The sequence below is a fragment of the Chryseobacterium endophyticum genome (assembly GCF_056333165.1).
This window is the reverse complement of the sequence record NZ_JBWGXE010000002.1, coordinates 721632-738943: the sequence shown is the minus strand read 5'-3', so window position 1 is coordinate 738943 and position 17312 is coordinate 721632. Positions and strand designations below refer to the sequence as shown.

The following is a 17312-nucleotide window of genomic DNA, read 5'->3' as shown; positions in this document are numbered from 1 at the left end:
GTTAAGTTGTTATTTTAAAGAATGTTGTATTTCTATTGGTGGCCACCTTTGTAATTCCCTGAATGACATCTTTAAATTGATCTTCTAAAGTATTGATATTAAAATTGTCATGGTCACTGATCGTAACAATAAAGCTTTTGATGACATTTTTATTTGTCGGAGTATCGGTTGTTTCCTTAAGAATGCTTCCGTATGTTACCTTTTCATTCAAATATTTACTGAAACTATCAACAAGTTTTTTGTCTGCATTTTTACTGATCTCAATGCGAAATCTTCCGCCATGTATTCCTTCCTGAAGCCTTACCAGATAGACAGAGCCTTTTTTGAAATTTACCTTTCCTTTACGGTCAATTTTTTCATGAATTTCATTAAAAGGCATCACTTTTTTAGATACAGCTTTCTCCTTTTCAATATCAATATTATCGATAAGGTCGCGGAATGAAAAAACTTCAACTGTTACAGGATCAGTATCTTTTACATTTTCAGAACCCTTTTCCGTTAATGCCCGGAAGCTGCAGTTTTTATCAATTTCAGACCAGGTATTCTTCTGCGAAAATCCGAACTGGAAAATGCACACAAATAATAATAAAGATAAAGAAGTTGTTTTCATTGTAGGAAATGTTTAAAAATCAACCATTTTGATTGATAAAATTTATGCTTCTGTTGTTTCTGGCGACGCTTCCATGTTCCGGGAATCTGCATATAAAAAGCAAAATGTGCCTTTCCGACAGCCCAGAAATGAGAAAATCCGTATTTATATCCAAAATATACGGCAGCCAATCCGTCCAGACATAGCCTTGCGAATATAACGAAAATCATATTCGGAAACGGCATGTTTTTCAGTAACATGGAAAGGTTGTTCCTCATGTTCAGAAAGGTCTTTTTTGCACTTTGCTTATTTAAAGTTCCTCCGCCGACATGATAAACTTTTGATCTCCCGGTGTAAAAGATCTTTTTTCCCGCATTAATCAGTCTCCAGCAAAGGTCAATTTCTTCCTGATGGGCAAAAAATCGTTCATCAAACCCGTTTTGTGACCAGAAATCTTTTGAACGGATAAAAAGGCAACAACCGGATGCCCAGAAAATTTCTGTTTCGTCATCATACTGTCCAAGATCTTCTTCCACATCATCAAAAATTCTTCCCCTGCAATACGGATACCCTAAATTGTCGATTAAACCGCCTGCCGCACCGGCAAATTCAAAATAGTTTTTTCTGTCAAAAGATAAAATTTTGGGCTGTACCGCTGATATTTCCTGATTTCTTTCAAACAGTTCCAGTACAGGCTCTGTCCAGTTTTCTGTAACTTCTACATCGGAATTGAGGAGGCAGTATATTTCATTGTCAATATGCTTCAATCCTTCGTTATAACCACCTGCAAAGCCGTAATTCTTATCATTTTTAACGATCTTAACATGTGGAAAGTGATGCTGCAAAAAGGCTACGGAATCATCGGTAGAAAAATTGTCTATCACATAAATGTCAGATTGCCGGGAAAACCGGGCAACGCTGGGAAGAAATTTTTCAAGCCAAGTCTTTCCGTTCCAGTTTAATATGACTACCGCTAATTTTTTCTGCATTCGTTCTATACTGTTTTTTCTGCATCGAAATCTTTGATAGAATCCTGATACTTCCACTTTCTATGAGACCAAAGATAATTGTCAGGACGCTTATGGATGGTATTTTCCAATAGTTTATGGAATTTCTTTACCACTTCATTTTTTACAAATTTTTCTCCGTCGGGATATATCCTGTGATAATTTACCTGGTAAAATCCGCGTTTTACTTTTTTCATCTCACAGTAAATGAATGCAAGATCCATTTTTGTTGCCAGTCTGTCGTAGCCTGTAAATACGGGCGTCCGCTGGTTCAGGAACTCCAGTCCATACGTAATATGCGCAAAATGCGGGGTCTGGTCAGCCACAAACATATAGGCCGAGCTTCCGTCATTTTTCGACCTGAAGATATTAAGAATCACTTCATTGGCTTCCAGTGCTTCATTGCCGAATTTGTTGCGGATGTGTTTCATCTGGTTTTCCCAGAAGTTACTGTTGACCTTTCGGTATACGGGATGGCAGTGGTCCTGCGGAACAATCGTCGCGAGGGCATTAATCCATTCCCAGTTAAAGACATGGCCTGCCAGGAGTATGATATTTTTGCCTTCAGCCTTCGCTTCATGAAAAAGCTCCTGATTGATGTGCTGCATGCGTACTCTCGCTTCGTTTTCCGAAATGCTGAAGGATTTGATGGTTTCAACAAGATAATCTGAAAAATTCAGATAGAACTTCTTTCGGATCTGGCCGATCTCTTCTTCCGTTTTTTCAGGAAAGGAATTTTTCAGATTCTCGGTAATAACATGCTTCCGGTATCCTACGATATAGTGATTCAGAAAAAACATGATATCTGAAAAAATGTATAAGATTTTCAGCGGAAGCTTAGAGATTAAGTATAATATTTTGATTAAGAAATTCATAAAACAGGCAAATTTAAGCATAATAAAAATATGGTTGTATCTTTGCCTGCAAATAGTATTATTTTTTTAATTTTATTGTATGAAAAAGTTATCAATTATAGGATTTCTGGGACTGAGCTTTTTTGCTTTCTCCCAAAATATAAAACCTGATGATAAGCAAAAAAATACCGATAAAACTTTATTGGTACCCGCTGATCATTCTGAATTAGATGCGAAAAAGAAAGCTGCGGAAGAAAAGGCCCGGTTGCCAAAGCCTTATAACCCGAAAGCCAATGCCGAAAAAGATATTGAAAATCTGATTGCCAAAGCAAAGAAAGAGAAAAAGAACATCATCATCCAGGCCGGTGGCAACTGGTGTATCTGGTGTCTCAGATTTAACCAATATGTGCAGACGACGCCTGAGCTGAAAAATATTGTTGATAAAAATTATGAATATTACCACCTGAATTATTCACCGGACAATAAGAATGAAAAAGTATTCTCCCAATATGGAAATCCCGGAGAAAAGTACGGATATCCCGTTTTTATTATTCTTGACCAAAATGGCAAAATGATTCATGTTCAGCCAAGTGATGTTTTGGAAGAAGGAAAAGGATACAGTTTAGAAAAAGTAAAGGAATTTTTTAATAAGTGGACTCCTGAAAGATCATAAAAATAAAACCGGGAAATTTTTCCCGGTTTTTTATCGCTATCGATTAACCTAAAAATTAATAAGTTTCCTGATCCATCCCAGCTTCTTTTCGGAATAGGGTGGATATTTTATTTGGGGCTCTCCCCAGGTTTTCTTTTCCAGGATCGCTTTCTGGTGGGAGAAAGTATCAAAACCAAATTTTCCATGGTAGTTTCCTATACCGGAATTTCCTACGCCTCCAAATGGAAGATTTTCATTTCCTAAATGCATTATTACCTCGTTAATACAGCCTCCGCCAAAGGATAATTTATTCTTAAAAATAGCTTTCTCTTCAGCATTATCAGTAAAGAGATAGGCTGCGAGTGGCTTCTCAAGTTCAGAGATTTCGTTGAGGATAAGGTTAAAATTGTTAAATGAAATAACAGGCAGAACAGGACCGAAAATCTCCTCCTGCATTACTTTGTCATTCCAGCTTATTCCAGATAGAATGGTGGGTTCCATATAGAGCTTTTCACGATCAGAATTTCCTCCGAAATATATTTTATCGGCTTCTATCAGGCCTTTCAACCGGTCGAAGTTCTTTACATTTATAATCTTTGTATAGTGTTCGGAATCCGGCTGGTAATTAAATTCCTGGATATATTTTCTCAGTGTCTCTAAAAACTGTTCCTGTACAGATTCCTGGACCAGTAAATAATCGGGGGCCACACAGGTTTGCCCTGCATTAAGAAATTTTCCCCAGACGATTCGCCTGGCGGCAACTTCCAGATTAGCCTCTTTCGTAACGATTACCGGTGATTTTCCGCCGAGTTCCAGGGTGACCGGTGTAAGTTGCTTCGAGGCAGCTTCATAAACGATTTTGCCTACTTTGGTGCTTCCCGTAAAAAATATTTTGTCAAACTTAAGTTGTAATAATTCTGTTGTCTCATCTACACCGCCTTCAAAAGCGAATACATATTCAGGAGGGAAATTTTCATTAATGAGATGCACTATAGCCTTCATGGTGTTTTCTGCAATTTCACTCGGTTTTACGATACAACAGTTTCCGGCTGCCATTGCTGCAACGATAGGGGATAAGGAGAGCTGATAGGGATAATTCCAGGCTCCTATGACAAGAATATTCCCCAAAGGCTCAGAATAAATTCTGCTTTTCCCGATCTGATTGATAAGATTTGTGCTTACTCTTCTTGGTCTGGAAAATGATTTCAGGTTTTTCAGATAATAATTAATATCATTAACAATGAACGAAATTTCAGTAGTGAACGTATCAAATTTTGACTTCCCAAAATCTTTTTCAATAGCTTTATATAAAATGTCTTCATTCCTGATAATAAGCTCTTTGAGTTTTTCAAGGTACATTTTCCGAAATTTAATATTTTTCGTCTGATGGGTTTTGAAAAATTCTTTTTGCTTTGATACAACTTCGCTTATTTCCATAAAAATAATTTTCCGGAACTAGAGCAAATTTGCTGCCTAAAATTGTACATTGTTGATAAACACTATTTGATATAAAAAAACAAAAACCACTTCGGTTGGAAGTGGTTTGTATGATAAAAGTCTTGTTGATTAAGCTTCTTCTTCAGATTTAGCTTCTTCCTTTTTAGCAGGAGCTGCTTTCGGAGCTTCTACCGGAGCGTCAGATACGATGTCGAATTCAAAATTGTACTCAACATTTCTGTGTAATCTGATGTTGGCGGTAACTTTACCTGTTCTTTTGATTGTGTTTCCTGGGATTTTGATGTATTTTTTCTCTACAGAAACACCAGCTTTTTCAAGAGCTGCAGAAAGGTCTGCATTGTTGATTGATCCGAATAATTTGTCACCAGAACCTACTTTTGCAGGAATAGTAACAGAAGTCTTCTTCAATTGCTCTACTACAGCGTTTGCAGCAGCGATTAATTTTGCTTCTTCTTCTTTTCTCGCTTCCAAAGTAGCTTCTAAAGCTGCCTTGTTTTTAGGAGTTGCTAAAAGCGCATATCCTTGAGGAATTAAGAAGTTTCTGGCATAACCAGGTTTTACGCTTACGGTGTCGAATTCAAGACCTAAGTTTTCTACGTCTTTTTTTAGGATAATGTCCATTGTTGTTGTCCTTTTTTTAGATGTTAGAAGTGAGAAATTAGAAATAGGCGAGATGCCTTTTGTCTGAAATCTGAAATCTAAAATCAAGTTAGAATTAATTATTTATTCAGCAACAAAAAGCCAAAAGCTGAAGCTAATGGCTAATTGTAATATTTTTACTTCAATAAGTCAGCTACGTACGGTAGTAAAGCAAGGTGTCTTGCTCTTTTGATCGCAGCAGAAACTTTTCTTTGGTATTTTAAAGAAGTTCCGGTATATCTTCTTGGTAAGATTTTACCTTGTTCGTTTACGAATTGTAATAAGAAATCAGCATCTTTGTAATCTACGTGCTTAATTCCGTATTTTTTGAATCTACAGTATTTCTTTTCAGATTTTGTATTGATATCAAGCGGAGTAAGGAATTTTACTTCTGATTCTCCTCCAGCAGAGGCTTGTTTAGCCATTTCGTCTATTGCCATTGTCTTGTCTTTTTAAAAAAATAGGGTTAATAATTAAGCTTTAGCAGCTTTTACTTTAGCTCTTCTTGTTACAGCATAGTCTACAGCATGCTTGTCTAGTTTTGTAGTCAGGTAACGGATTACTCTCTCATCACGCTTGAATGCCAATTCTAAATCAGCAACTACAGAACCTTCACCTTTAAATTCAATTAAAGTGTAAAATCCGTTCTTTTTCAATTGGATTGGGTAAGCTAATTTTTTTAATCCCCAGTTTTCTTTGGCAACGATTTCGCAGTTCTTTTCTTTAATAAGATCCACGTACTTGTTCACTGCTTCCTCCACCTGAGCTTCAGATAGAACGGGAGTTAAAATGAAAACAGTTTCGTAATTGTTCATAATGTTAAATGAATTTGTTAATTATTTCGAGGTGCAAAAGTATTTAAATTATTTGTAATATGCAAGAGATTGCGGAAGTTAATGAAATATTATAATAGGAGGAACAATGTCAATAAGATCACATTTAAACCTTCTGTAAGAATTCAGCGATCAGGTATGCATTTTTTTCAGAAAGATTTTTAGGGATTCCGAATAATAAAATATTATTTTTAATTTCCAGATTGAAATCTCCATCCGGAAATTTTCTGATGAGCTCTTTTCTTTCGGTATCCAGAAAAGCTGTTGCTTTGTATTTATCGCTTGCCAAAACATAAAAACCTTTAAAGTCGCTATCGTTAAAATTAATATTAAACCGGCTGAGTATTCCGGCGATTTTATCGGCCCATTTCTTTTTGTTGATGGAAATATACCCGAAATCTTCATTTAGCTTTTTCATTCCCCAGATTTGCAGACTGTCGTATAAAGCTGTGGTTCGGGCACCTTTTACCGTAGTGCTGATTTTGCTGACAATAAAAAGATGAAACGGATTTTCTTTATTTTCATCCGTAATGAAATAACAAATTTTCGGACTGAATAAAGATTTTTCTTCTCCGGAATTAAAAGTCTGAAAAGGGGAATCTTCAATAGTAACTACCGAAATATCATACATTACGAATAGTCTGTCATAAATATCAAAAATCAGTTGTTCCTGTTCTTTGGAGAAGTCAAAAAGTTTATCGGCATTCAATTTTCTGAAATCGAGTTCCATTTGCAATCATTTGTCTTAAAGGTAAAATAATTAATAGACTCCGCAAATAAAAAATCCAGGCTTTCGAAGGAATTAAGGTTTATTGGTTTTATATTTAATTGTTATTTCTTCTTTAGTAAATCTTGTACTTTACTGATCATATTTCTGGCATTGGTATTTTCAGTATTCAGTTCTATTGATTTTTTATAATTTTCCAACGCTAAAGCATAGTTTTTAATTGAAAGATATCCTTCACCCAAACTGTCATAGACATTTGCTGATTGAGGATTTTCTTTGGCATTTAAAGCAAAAACTTTTACAGCTTCGTTTATTCTTGAATTTCTCAGTAAAATATATCCCGTGTTATTCAAAGTGTCTTCAAAATTCCATTTTGGATTTTTTGCTTTAATATTGTAGTAATTTCTTTCCGCATTGGGATTGTCATTTTTAGAAAATTCGAGAATGATGGATTCTTGGGCTAAAGCATAAGCGTCTGTTAAGTTTTTGTCTATGATTGCTGCAATATGATTAATCAAATGGTATTGTACAGCGAAGGAACTGTATCCGTTGGACATCATGATAATGGCCATATTATTTTGCGGAAAAATACGGTAGGCGCTTACATTTCCTCCTGAGAAGCCGTAGGACGGAATATTATTAGCCTTGCTGATTTCCCAACCGTATGCAAAAATATCTTTTTTGTTTCCATACTCAAACGGTTGCCACATTGTATCTTTCGTTTTTTGATTCAGAAAATCATTTGTGCTCAAATGGCTGCTCCATTTTAGAAAAGCGGGTAAGGTAATTGCCAATCCATTTCCTGGATATGCCTTTTTCCCTTCGACATCTGTAGACTTTTCATATTTTTTCGTTTCGGAATTGTAATTATACTTTATGATACGGTTCGGGATTTTTTCAAGAGCATTTGAAGAAAAAACGACCCGATTGTTATTATCATAAAACTGACTGCTCAAAATAAAATTTTCAAAAGATTGCCCGGTGATTTTTTCAATGATCATGGCAAGGAGCATATAATTTGTCTGATTATATCTGTATTCGTATCCTGTTGTGAAATCCATTTTTTCCCTACTCAAACGCTCAATCGTTTTAGAACTGGAGTATTCCGGCAAAATGTCACTAAAGGCAATAAAGTTCGGTATTCCTGAAGAATGGGTCAGGAGATTCTTTACTTTTACATTCTGCCAGTCTTTAGGAAGGTTCTCAACATATTCTGAAACAGGGTCTTCCAGTGATAGCTTTTTCTGTTCTATTAACTGAAAAATCCCAACATCCGTCATTATTTTTGAAGTAGAATAAATACTGAACATCGAATCCGGACTTACTTTTTTACCATCTTCTAAATTTTCCACCCCATAATACTGTTCAAAAATAACTTTTCCATCTTTTATAACCCCAACGGCTAATCCGGGAATTTGATTCGTTTTAATTGTCTCTTTTACGTAATTGTCGATTAACCTGAATTGATCAGTTTGTTGCGAATGGGCAAGAGTAAAGGTATTTAATAGTAAAGCGGTAAGAAAAATTTGTTTCATAGCTAAGGTTCTGTTTTATATAAGACTGTTGAAAAGCTTATTCTATTACATGGCTGCAGTGCTTTTTAATCAAAAAACCTCCGGAAAAATATCCGAAGGTTTCTATTTTTGCTGGTAAGATTACCCATTACTTATATTTCCGTATTCAGATCCCAGTTTTCCAGGTAATCATGAACGTGTTTCAGCATCATTCCGCCTAAAGAGCCGTCAACAACTCTGTGGTCGTAAGAATGAGACATGAACATTAAGTTTCTGATCGCAATTACGTCGCCATCCGGAGTTTCAAGAACGGCAGGCTTTTTAACGATGGCTCCGATTGCCAATATTGCAACCTGAGGCTGAGGAATAATCGGTGTTCCCATAAGGTTTCCAAAGCTTCCCACATTAGAAATCGTGTATGTAGCACCTTGCGTGTCTTCCGGTCTTAATTTCTTATTTCTTGCTCTGTAAGCCAGATCATTGATCGCTTTTGCCAATCCTGACAGAGAAAGCTGGTCTGCGTTTTTGATGACAGGAACAATAAGGTTTCCGTCCGGTAAAGCAGTAGCCATACCGATATTGATGTTTTTCTTTTTGATGATATTTTCACCGCTAATGGAAACGTTGATCATCGGGAAATCCTGGATGGCTTTTACCACTGCTTTCACAAAGATCGGCATGAATGTAAGCTTTTCGCCTTCACGCTTTTCAAATAGCGATTTATTTTTGTTTCTCCATTTTACGACGTTGGTGACGTCGGTTTCGATGAAAGAAGTAACGTGTGGGGCAATCTGCTTGGCTTTCACCATATTCTCAGCAATAATCTTCCTCATCCTGTCCATAGGGATGATCTCATCGCCGGCAGCAGCGGTAATCGTTGCCGCAGGAGCAGAAGTCTGTACCGGCTGTTGTGCAGGCGCTGCCTGTTGTACCGGAGCTGCTTGCGGAGCAGGCTGGCTGCCTCTGTTTTTAACGTATGCTAAAATATCTTCTTTGGTAATTCTGCCTTCAAGGCCGCTTCCCTTGATTGAATTCAATTCGGCTTCAGAAATATTTTCCTGTTGTGCGATTGATTTTACAAGCGGAGAAAGATAAAGGTCTCCCGAAAATTCTGTAGAAGCCGTCACTTTTAAAGGTTCTTCTATTATTTTTAAAGTTTCGGCATCCGGAGCGGAAGCAGGAGTTTCTGCAGTTGTTTCTTCAGAATCCGTGTTGTTTCCTTCTCCTTCAATTTCTAAAATAGCAATAGCTTCGCCTACTTTTGCAACTTCATTTTTCTGTTTCAAAATCTTTACGATTTTCCCCGAAACCGGTGTCGGAACGTCTGAATCTACTTTATCAGTTGCAATCTCCACTACGGAATCATCTTCTTTCACATGATCTCCTTCGCTGAACAACCAGGTGATAATGGTGGCTTCCATAACACCTTCTCCCATGGAAGGAAGCAATAATTTGTACTCTGCCATTTTTAATTTTTAGATTTTGACAAATATATAAAAAAAATCGATTTTTTTATGAAATATTAAATTTTAGAAAAATTCAATATAAATATTCTCGCCCACGTTCAGTCCAAAGAGAGATTTGGCACCGTTCTTTTTACTTCCCTTATATATGGTCAACTCCAAAAGCTGACTATCATTGAAAATAGCTGCAGATTGCCCGTGAAATTCCGTTTCTCTTTCCCAGTCTGAAACGACTTCCGTATGGTTCAGAAATATACGTGAAAGGCTCAGGTTTCTGAATTTAATGGTAAAATTTTCATATCCTTTGCCATGGCTTTCAAAAAAATCTTTGCTGATATTTGATATTATATTTCCGAAATTATCAATATAGGTTACCTCACCGATGATCATTTTTTCAGGTTCATTAAAAACAGGTTTCGGGAACAGGAGCTGTTTAGCGGAATCTATTTTTCTCCCGATCACTTCCGGCAGTCCGCCATTGGCCAGGTGTACCGCTGCAGGCACAAAAACATCGGTAGACGTGAAGTTGACGATGTCATCAAATCTGTTATTCAGTGTGATTTCATAGATCGCTTCCGGTTTTATATCAAAAAAAATGAGACTTAAAAGCCCGTTATCGGCGGCAATAAAGTAATGGCCGTCTGCTTTGTAGACGATATTTCTTCTCGATTTGTTGTGAAAACTGTCGACGGAAAGGATATGGATGGAGTTTTTCGGGAAATGTTTATAAGCATTCCGGACGATGTACGAGGTCTGTACAAGATTGAAAGCCTGGATATCATGGGTAATATCAATAATATTAACTTTCTGATTCAGAGAAAGAATGCTGCCTTTCACAGCGGCAACCCTGTAATCCAAATTTCCGAAATCTGAAGTAAGCGTAATAATTGACATTAATTGTTTATAGAATGGTAGAAGTGCAAATTTATTTAAAATAAAAAGAATGCCCGAATGAATGTGGAAAAGAATTTGATATAAATTTCCAAAAAAAGTTTTACATTTAAATTCTAAAATTAATAAAATACTGCATGTTTGAATTAACATATGATTTGGAGGATATCGATTCGAAAATCTTCTATGGAGTTAATAACCAATATTTCAATTTAATAAAATCTACTTTTCCTACACTTAAGATCACGGGCAGGGACCATTATATTTTTGCGATGGGTAATCAGGAGGCGCTTGATATATTCAAGCAAAAACTGAATGACATCGTGAATTTTATCTCAAAAAATAATTCTATCGATTTAAAAGACGTTGAAAATATACTTAATTTAAAGGATGAGAATGAAAAGCAGCTGGTTTTCGACCAGGATATTATCGTAAAAGGGGTAAATGGTAAAGTGATCAAAGCTAAGACAACGAATCTCAAGAAGCTGGTAAAGGAAACTGAGAAAAAAGACATGGTTTTTGCCATCGGACCGGCAGGAACGGGGAAAACATATACCAGTGTGGCTTTGGCGGCAAAGGCTCTGAGGGATAAATCGGTTAAAAGAATTGTTCTGACAAGGCCGGCCGTGGAAGCAGGGGAGAGCCTGGGATTTTTGCCGGGAGACCTTAAAGAAAAGCTGGATCCTTATTTACAGCCTTTATACGACGCGCTCAGGGATATGATTCCTCATGAGAAACTGGAAGGATTTATCGAGAAAAAAGTGATTGAGGTTGCTCCGTTGGCTTTTATGAGAGGGAGAACGCTTGATGATGCCTTTGTTATTCTGGATGAAGCCCAGAACACGACGCATTCGCAGATGAAAATGTTCTTAACCAGGATGGGGATGAATGCAAAATTCATTATCACAGGTGATCCCAGCCAGGTAGATCTTCCGCCTAAACAGCAATCGGGGCTCAAAGAAGCCATGCGTATTCTGAAGGAGGTAAAGGAAATAGGATTTGTACATCTTACAGAAGAGGATGTGGTGAGACACCCGGTCGTGAAAAAGATCATTCTGGCCTACAATGATGAAGAAAAAAGACAAAGAAACGAGTAAATATTGTAAAATATATCTTATAAATATATTGTGATACAGGAAGTTATGGCTTTCTGTATTTTTTTTGATTTAAAACAAAACTCACAGTTGTTTGAATTTTAAAAAAAAGTATTATTTTTGGCACCTAAATACTTAAAAACTATTAACAAAATGAAGAAATTTCTACTTTTGGCAGCGGTTGCTGTTTTGGGAATGAGCGTACAGGCTCAGGAGTTCAGATTCGGTCCGAAGGCCGGTTTTGCAATGTCAACACTTAAAATTGATGAAAAGCAGGACGACCTTGGAAAAAGAAATATGGATCCTAAATACACCTTCTATATCGGTGGTATGGCAGAATACAAAATCAATGACAATTTCGGGTTTCAGGCAGAGGTACTCTATTCTCCGCTTGGTGGAAAAGAGAAGATTGATGGGGTAAATGCCGGTGTCGTGTACGTGGGAGAGCAGACTAAGGTCGATTTTGGAACTCTTTTGGTGCCTGTTTCGGCAAAATATTTCATCTCAGAAAGCTTCTCAGTTGCTGCGGGGGCGAACTTTGGCATTATTCTTAGCGCTAAACAGAAGACCGTAATCGGTTCCGATTTTATGAATGTGCAAATAGAAGGCGATAATGGTGAGGTTGATATTAAGGATGATGTTAAAAAGTTAAATATTGCACCGTTTGTAGGAGTAGAATACATGTTGGAAAACGGATTGTTCTTCGATGCAAGATATAGTCTAGGTGTTTCAAACCTTTCTAATGACGGAAGCGAAGGTAAGATTACCAACAGCTTTGCACAGATTGGTGTAGGCTTTAAATTCGGAGGAAACTAAGAATTTATTTTATAAAGAAATCAAAGCGGTACAAAATTTGTACCGCTTTTTTTGTGGTTTATGAGATACCACATTTTTGTTATTTATCATTCAAATATTCAATAATTAAACGTATTAAAAATGAAAAAACTATTATTACTGGGTGCTTTTGCACTTTTAGGTGGTGTAGCGCAGGCGCAGGAAGGTTTCAGACTTGGAGGACACATCGGTGCGCCGCTTGGGGATGCCGCTGATGCCGCGAGCGTAACAATCGGTATTGATGCCGCTTATATGTGGAATATTACTAAAGGGCTTGACATCGGAGCGACTACCGGATATTCTCATTTTTTCGGAAAGGATAATGTAGATGATTTCGGGTTTGTACCGATCGCTGTATCCGGGAAATATACTTTTAATAAAATTCCTCTTTTTGTAGGATTGGATCTGGGGGCAGCGATCTCTACCAGAAATTATATCAACAGCGGTTTGTATGTGGCGCCGAGAGTAGGATACCAATTGAAAAATACGGAATTATATCTTGGATTCCAGAATATCGGAAGTAAATACAAGGATCATGGCCCGGGACCTGACCCGCGGTGGCATGGTGACGACCGATTCAACTTCGGCGCCATTAATTTCGGGGCAAATTTCTTCCTAAAGTAAATTTTTTAAAATCAATCATATTCAACTCCAATTGAAAAATTGGAGTTTTTTTATTCAAAAAATTGTGAAAAAATCAAACGCTACCTATTTATACAAATTTTTTTCTGTAAAATTCAATAGCAGTCAATGATATTAATCACATTAACAAATTTTAATATTCACGGGTACCACTGTAAATTTGCCGTCAGAAAGTATTAAATTTTTAAAAAATGAAAAAAGTATTATTAGCAGGTGCTATTGCACTTTTCGGTTTATCTAATGCTCAAATCGCTCAAGGAACTACTTATTTGTCAGGATCTGTTGGTTATTCTCAAACAGAAACTAACAATGGTAACAACAAACTGGAAAAATTCAATGTTTTGCCAACTGTTGGATATTTTGCAGGGACAAACTTAGCTGTAGGTTTAGGAATTGGATATCAGACTGAAAAAGAAACAGCTATTTCTACAACATTATTCCCGGCAGCTACTGCCGTTACGACTAGCGAAACTAAGAAGCCTGCTTTTGTTGTGGCTCCTTTCGTAAGAAAATACTGGACTTTAGGAGATAAGTTATATTTCTTCGGTCAGTTGGCAGTACCAATGACGTTTGGAAAAACTGAAATTGAAAATACAACAGTAACCACTACAGGATCTACAACAACTACAATCAGTGCTTCTTCTGAAGCTAAGTACACTCAGGTTGGTGTTACAGTAAAACCAGGTTTAGATTATTTCTTAAACAAAAACTGGTCTATCGAAGCTACTATCGGTGAGTTTGGATATAACAACTTCAAACCAAAAGATGGAGATGCTACAAACAACTACAGCTTCGGTTTGAATTTATCTACCGTAACTTTCGGTGTTAAATATGTTTTTGCTAAATAATAAACAAAACATATAAATTAAAAGTCCTGGGTTTTCTCAGGGCTTTTAATCTTTTATACCACTAAAACCATGAAAAAATTACTATTAGCCGGTGCTTTAGCATTTTTCGGGCTTTCTGATGCCCAGATTAAAACCGGTACTGTCTATCTGTCAGGACAGATTAATTATGCTCAGGAAAAGAATAATGAAGCTCACGGTAAAGATCAGAGTTTCAGTATTATTCCGACTGTAGGTGCTTTCGTCGCTCCAAATCTGGCAGTGGGAACAGGGATAGGATTTACCTATAACAAAAGAGAATATGATATAACTTATTCCTCAGGTTCTTTCTCTTCAATTTTTAATTATGAAGGGAAAACAAATGCCATCATCGTTGCCCCTTTTGTAAGAAAATATTGGACTTTATCAGATAAATTATATTTCTTCGGACAACTCGAAGTTCCGATGGAATTCGGGAAAATTAACAGAGATCTTGTGGCAACCTATATAGATCAATATGGCGTTACTCAGCGTCCACTATCGGTAGAAAGAAAATATACATCCATAGGAGTCAATGTAAAGCCGGGACTGGATTATTTCATCACCAAAGACTGGTCTGTAGAAGCAACGATCGGAGCATTCGGGTACCAGAATCTCAGGTATAAAAATGAAGAGGATACGGATCTAAAGAACAATAATTTCAGCTTAAACTTATCTTCAGTGACTTTCGGAGTGAAATATGTTTTTGATAAATAATTAATAATAAACTTTTATAAATAAAAAATCATGAAAAAACTATTACTGGCAGGTGCTGTTGCACTTTTCGGACTTTCAAACGCTCAGATGACCAAAGGTGATTGGGTAATCAGCGGAGATACAGGAGTGGGTTTTAACAATGTTACTACAACCATTAAAGTTGGAGATCAGTCTTTAGAGGGACCTAAAGTAAACACATTCTCTATTTCTCCTTCAGTAGGGTATTTTGTTATCGACAAATTGGCTGTAGGTATTGAGCTTGGATACATCAACGCTACAACTAAGTATCAAGGCCTTAAATCTAAAACAAGCAGCTTCTCTGTAATGCCGACTGCTACTTATTATTTTACAAATTCCAGCAAATTGGTTCCTTTCTTAGGTGCAGGAATTGGGTATGCTTCGGTAAAAAGCAGCGGCCAAACTAATTTTATGGGTATGATTGCATCAAGCGAAACAACGACTGATGGCCTTGCATGGAAAGTAAAAGGAGGATTAACTTATATGGCAACACAATCTTTAGGGATCAACCTGGGAGTTTCTTACGACCAGTTCTCTAACAAAGAGACGATCATGAATACTGATGTAAAAACAAATGTGAAAACGTTCGGTGTAAACGTAGGTTTCTCTTATTTCATCAAATCGAAAGCTCAGAAATCGGATAAATAAAAAACTTTGTCAAAGATCTGAACTTTGACAAAGTATTAAAAAACTCCGGCTCAATTTTTGGGCCGGAGTTTATATTTTGATGTCACAAAACTTTGCTTAAAACCATTCTTTCTGGTTCTGAACATACGTTCTGTCAAATTCCTCATCTGATTTGGTAAGGTAAATAATTCCTTCAATGAACCCCACAATACCTGCAATGCCACAAGTTACAATTCCGAGAACCAATTGGATAATTCCCGCTTTCGTATAACCTAAATAAAATTTGTGAATGGCAAAAGTTCCAAGCAATATTCCTAAAATTCCTGCAACTACTTTTTTCTCTGATCGGTAAGGCTGATGATAATTGCCTTGTTTTTCGTACGTTTCCATAATAATATTTTTTAATCGTTTTTTTGTGTTTTATTTTCCGAACATTCCGCCCATTCCCGGCATATTCGGCATTTTGCTCATCATCTGCATCATTTGTTTACCCTGAGGTCCCTGCATCATTTTCATCATTTTGCCCATCTGGTCAAATTGCTTCATCAGTTGGTTTACATCCTCAATTTTTCTTCCTGCTCCTTTCGCAATCCTGTTTTTTCTTTGGGTATTAATGATTGACGGCCTTCTTCTCTCTTCCGGAGTCATAGAGTAGATGATCGCTTCAATATGTTTAAATGCATCATCACTGATTTCCACATCTTTAATCGCCTTCCCAACTCCCGGAATCATCCCCATCAGGTCTTTCATATTACCCATTTTTTTGATCTGGTTGATCTGTTTTAGGAAATCATCAAAACCAAATTCGTTTTTAGCAATCTTCTTGTGAAGTTTTTTAGCTTCTTCTTCATCAAACTGCTCCTGAGCTCTTTCTACCAGGGAAACAACGTCTCCCATTCCTAAGATCCTGTCGGCCATCCTTTCCGGGTAGAAAAGGTCTAAAGCTTCCATTTTCTCACCGGTGGAAATAAACTTGATCGGCTTTTCCACTACGGAACGGATCGTCAATGCAGCTCCACCACGGGTATCACCGTCTAATTTGGTTAAAACGACCCCATCGAAATTTAGGGTATCATTAAATGCTTTTGCCGTGTTTACCGCATCCTGACCGGTCATGGAATCTACGACGAACAAGGTTTCTTCTGGTTTAATGGTAGAGTGAACCGTTTTGATCTCATTCATCATCTGCTCATCGATCGCTAGACGTCCTGCCGTATCGACAATCACGACGTCGTGACCGTTAGATTTAGCAAAATTAATGGCGTTCTGAGAAATGCTTGAAGGATCCATCGAGCCCTCTTCCGTGAAAACCGGAACCCCGATTTGTCCGCCCAATACTTTTAGCTGGTCGATTGCCGCGGGACGGTAGACGTCACATGCTACCAGAAGTGGCTTTTTATTTCTTTTCGTTTTTAAATAGTTGGCTAATTTTCCTGAAAAAGTGGTTTTTCCGGAACCCTGAAGACCCGCAATAAGAATTACAGACGGCTTTCCTGAAAGGTTGATGCCTTCCTGGGAACCTCCCATAAGATCTACCAACTCATCATGAACAATCTTAGTCATCAGCTGTCCCGGAGTAAGGGAAGTAAGAACATCCTGTCCGAGGGCTTTGTCCTGAACCCTTTTCGTAAGATCTTTGGCAACTTTATAATTAACATCGGCGTCTACCAATGCTCTACGAATTTCTTTTACGGTTTCCGCCACATTGATTTCCGTGATCTTTCCACGTCCTGAAATATTATGAAGCGCTTTGTCTAATTTATCCTGTAAACTATTAAACATATGTATTGTAAATTATAGGTTCGCAAAAATAAGGAATTTTTTAGTATAACTAATATATAAGACCCATAGATTTGTCATCTATCAAAATTATAATTCTATTTTTGCAAA

General features: G+C 37.1%; 20 protein-coding genes. 7 read left to right on the top strand and 13 right to left on the bottom strand.

All coding sequences use genetic code 11. The features are described from left to right. Position 1 precedes the first annotated feature (1 nt). The 3 genes from AC0N32_RS07810 to AC0N32_RS07800 are packed head-to-tail and all read right to left on the bottom strand — an operon-like array spanning position 2 to position 2471. Positions 2-610, bottom strand: a complete 609-nt coding sequence (locus AC0N32_RS07810) for a hypothetical protein (RefSeq protein WP_476393292.1) — start codon at positions 608-610, stop codon at positions 2-4. Further along, the gene (locus tag AC0N32_RS07805; RefSeq protein ID WP_476393291.1) at positions 607-1578 is read right to left on the bottom strand and encodes a glycosyltransferase family 2 protein; all 972 of its coding nucleotides are present in this window, start codon (positions 1576-1578) and stop codon (positions 607-609) included. The genes AC0N32_RS07810 and AC0N32_RS07805 overlap by 4 nt, the downstream gene beginning before the upstream one ends. Before the next feature lie 5 nt (positions 1579-1583). Continuing rightward, the gene (locus AC0N32_RS07800; RefSeq protein WP_476393290.1) at positions 1584-2471 is read right to left on the bottom strand and encodes a lysophospholipid acyltransferase family protein; all 888 of its coding nucleotides are present in this window, start codon (positions 2469-2471) and stop codon (positions 1584-1586) included. Positions 2472-2550: 79 nt separating this feature from the next. On the opposite strand from AC0N32_RS07800, the gene AC0N32_RS07795 reads away from it, so the two are divergent. Continuing rightward, complete coding sequence (locus tag AC0N32_RS07795) at positions 2551-3123, top strand: thioredoxin family protein (RefSeq protein WP_476393289.1); 573 nt, start codon at positions 2551-2553, stop codon at positions 3121-3123. Between the two features lie 48 nt (positions 3124-3171). Here AC0N32_RS07795 and AC0N32_RS07790 read toward each other — a convergent pair whose 3' ends face one another. From AC0N32_RS07790 to AC0N32_RS07755, 8 genes are all read right to left on the bottom strand, one after another. Then, entirely contained in the window at positions 3172-4539 is a 1368-nt protein-coding gene (locus tag AC0N32_RS07790) for an aldehyde dehydrogenase (protein WP_476393288.1), read from the bottom strand. A 129-nt stretch (positions 4540-4668) separates the two neighbouring features. Beyond that, positions 4669-5181, bottom strand: coding sequence for a 50S ribosomal protein L9 (gene rplI, locus AC0N32_RS07785; RefSeq protein ID WP_476393287.1), 513 nt, complete (start codon positions 5179-5181; stop codon positions 4669-4671). A 155-nt stretch (positions 5182-5336) separates the two neighbouring features. Next, complete coding sequence (rpsR, locus tag AC0N32_RS07780; RefSeq protein ID WP_002979091.1) at positions 5337-5639, bottom strand: 30S ribosomal protein S18; 303 nt, start codon at positions 5637-5639, stop codon at positions 5337-5339. Between the two features lie 33 nt (positions 5640-5672). Continuing rightward, complete coding sequence (gene rpsF, locus AC0N32_RS07775; protein WP_066434819.1) at positions 5673-6014, bottom strand: 30S ribosomal protein S6; 342 nt, start codon at positions 6012-6014, stop codon at positions 5673-5675. A 124-nt stretch (positions 6015-6138) separates the two neighbouring features. Beyond that, the gene (locus tag AC0N32_RS07770) at positions 6139-6762 is read right to left on the bottom strand and encodes a hypothetical protein (RefSeq protein ID WP_476393286.1); all 624 of its coding nucleotides are present in this window, start codon (positions 6760-6762) and stop codon (positions 6139-6141) included. 101 nt (positions 6763-6863) lie between these two features. Further along, the gene (locus AC0N32_RS07765) at positions 6864-8294 is read right to left on the bottom strand and encodes a serine hydrolase domain-containing protein (RefSeq protein ID WP_476393285.1); all 1431 of its coding nucleotides are present in this window, start codon (positions 8292-8294) and stop codon (positions 6864-6866) included. Between the two features lie 131 nt (positions 8295-8425). After that, complete coding sequence (locus AC0N32_RS07760) at positions 8426-9739, bottom strand: dihydrolipoamide acetyltransferase family protein (protein WP_476393284.1); 1314 nt, start codon at positions 9737-9739, stop codon at positions 8426-8428. Positions 9740-9802: 63 nt separating this feature from the next. Beyond that, a complete protein-coding gene (locus tag AC0N32_RS07755; RefSeq protein ID WP_476393283.1) occupies positions 9803-10630 on the bottom strand; it encodes an SAM hydrolase/SAM-dependent halogenase family protein in 828 nt (275 codons plus the stop codon). 134 nt (positions 10631-10764) lie between these two features. Between AC0N32_RS07755 and AC0N32_RS07750 the strand changes: the two genes are divergently transcribed. The 6 genes from AC0N32_RS07750 (at position 10765) to AC0N32_RS07725 (ending at position 15443) form a co-directional block, all read left to right on the top strand. Beyond that, positions 10765-11724: a PhoH family protein gene (locus tag AC0N32_RS07750; protein WP_476393282.1), complete on the top strand. Its 960-nt coding sequence runs from the start codon at positions 10765-10767 to the stop codon at positions 11722-11724. A 150-nt stretch (positions 11725-11874) separates the two neighbouring features. After that, positions 11875-12537, top strand: coding sequence for a porin family protein (locus tag AC0N32_RS07745; RefSeq protein ID WP_476393281.1), 663 nt, complete (start codon positions 11875-11877; stop codon positions 12535-12537). Positions 12538-12657: 120 nt separating this feature from the next. Further along, complete coding sequence (locus tag AC0N32_RS07740) at positions 12658-13179, top strand: hypothetical protein (RefSeq protein WP_476393280.1); 522 nt, start codon at positions 12658-12660, stop codon at positions 13177-13179. A 209-nt stretch (positions 13180-13388) separates the two neighbouring features. After that, the gene (locus AC0N32_RS07735) at positions 13389-14045 is read left to right on the top strand and encodes an outer membrane beta-barrel protein (RefSeq protein ID WP_476393279.1); all 657 of its coding nucleotides are present in this window, start codon (positions 13389-13391) and stop codon (positions 14043-14045) included. Between the two features lie 69 nt (positions 14046-14114). Next, entirely contained in the window at positions 14115-14777 is a 663-nt protein-coding gene (locus AC0N32_RS07730; RefSeq protein WP_476393278.1) for an outer membrane protein, read from the top strand. A 30-nt stretch (positions 14778-14807) separates the two neighbouring features. Beyond that, the gene (locus AC0N32_RS07725) at positions 14808-15443 is read left to right on the top strand and encodes an outer membrane protein (RefSeq protein WP_476393277.1); all 636 of its coding nucleotides are present in this window, start codon (positions 14808-14810) and stop codon (positions 15441-15443) included. A 96-nt stretch (positions 15444-15539) separates the two neighbouring features. Here the strand turns inward: AC0N32_RS07725 and AC0N32_RS07720 are convergent, their stop codons facing one another. Beyond that, the gene (locus AC0N32_RS07720; RefSeq protein WP_476393276.1) at positions 15540-15812 is read right to left on the bottom strand and encodes a TM2 domain-containing protein; all 273 of its coding nucleotides are present in this window, start codon (positions 15810-15812) and stop codon (positions 15540-15542) included. Between the two features lie 30 nt (positions 15813-15842). Further along, a complete protein-coding gene (gene ffh, locus AC0N32_RS07715) occupies positions 15843-17204 on the bottom strand; it encodes a signal recognition particle protein (protein ID WP_476393275.1) in 1362 nt (453 codons plus the stop codon). Between the last annotated feature and the right edge of the window lie 108 nt (positions 17205-17312).

What these genes read in the sequence shown, in the direction of transcription:
- AC0N32_RS07735 (WP_476393279.1), top strand. Translation starts at nt 13,389, where the DNA reads ATGAAAAAAGTATTATTAGCAGGTGCTATTGCACTTTTCGGTTTATCT.
- AC0N32_RS07725 (WP_476393277.1), top strand. Translation starts at nt 14,808, where the DNA reads ATGAAAAAACTATTACTGGCAGGTGCTGTTGCACTTTTCGGACTTTCA.
- AC0N32_RS07770 (WP_476393286.1), bottom strand. Translation starts at nt 6,762, where the DNA reads ATGGAACTCGATTTCAGAAAATTGAATGCCGATAAACTTTTTGACTTC.
- AC0N32_RS07730 (WP_476393278.1), top strand. Translation starts at nt 14,115, where the DNA reads ATGAAAAAATTACTATTAGCCGGTGCTTTAGCATTTTTCGGGCTTTCT.
- AC0N32_RS07810 (WP_476393292.1), bottom strand. Translation starts at nt 610, where the DNA reads ATGAAAACAACTTCTTTATCTTTATTATTATTTGTGTGCATTTTCCAG.
- AC0N32_RS07750 (WP_476393282.1), top strand. Translation starts at nt 10,765, where the DNA reads ATGTTTGAATTAACATATGATTTGGAGGATATCGATTCGAAAATCTTC.
- AC0N32_RS07800 (WP_476393290.1), bottom strand. Translation starts at nt 2,471, where the DNA reads ATGAATTTCTTAATCAAAATATTATACTTAATCTCTAAGCTTCCGCTG.
- rpsF (WP_066434819.1), bottom strand. Translation starts at nt 6,014, where the DNA reads ATGAACAATTACGAAACTGTTTTCATTTTAACTCCCGTTCTATCTGAA.
- AC0N32_RS07755 (WP_476393283.1), bottom strand. Translation starts at nt 10,630, where the DNA reads ATGTCAATTATTACGCTTACTTCAGATTTCGGAAATTTGGATTACAGG.
- ffh (WP_476393275.1), bottom strand. Translation starts at nt 17,204, where the DNA reads ATGTTTAATAGTTTACAGGATAAATTAGACAAAGCGCTTCATAATATT.
- AC0N32_RS07805 (WP_476393291.1), bottom strand. Translation starts at nt 1,578, where the DNA reads ATGCAGAAAAAATTAGCGGTAGTCATATTAAACTGGAACGGAAAGACT.
- AC0N32_RS07745 (WP_476393281.1), top strand. Translation starts at nt 11,875, where the DNA reads ATGAAGAAATTTCTACTTTTGGCAGCGGTTGCTGTTTTGGGAATGAGC.
- rpsR (WP_002979091.1), bottom strand. Translation starts at nt 5,639, where the DNA reads ATGGCAATAGACGAAATGGCTAAACAAGCCTCTGCTGGAGGAGAATCA.
- AC0N32_RS07760 (WP_476393284.1), bottom strand. Translation starts at nt 9,739, where the DNA reads ATGGCAGAGTACAAATTATTGCTTCCTTCCATGGGAGAAGGTGTTATG.
- AC0N32_RS07795 (WP_476393289.1), top strand. Translation starts at nt 2,551, where the DNA reads ATGAAAAAGTTATCAATTATAGGATTTCTGGGACTGAGCTTTTTTGCT.
- AC0N32_RS07790 (WP_476393288.1), bottom strand. Translation starts at nt 4,539, where the DNA reads ATGGAAATAAGCGAAGTTGTATCAAAGCAAAAAGAATTTTTCAAAACC.
- AC0N32_RS07740 (WP_476393280.1), top strand. Translation starts at nt 12,658, where the DNA reads ATGAAAAAACTATTATTACTGGGTGCTTTTGCACTTTTAGGTGGTGTA.
- rplI (WP_476393287.1), bottom strand. Translation starts at nt 5,181, where the DNA reads ATGGACATTATCCTAAAAAAAGACGTAGAAAACTTAGGTCTTGAATTC.
- AC0N32_RS07765 (WP_476393285.1), bottom strand. Translation starts at nt 8,294, where the DNA reads ATGAAACAAATTTTTCTTACCGCTTTACTATTAAATACCTTTACTCTT.
- AC0N32_RS07720 (WP_476393276.1), bottom strand. Translation starts at nt 15,812, where the DNA reads ATGGAAACGTACGAAAAACAAGGCAATTATCATCAGCCTTACCGATCA.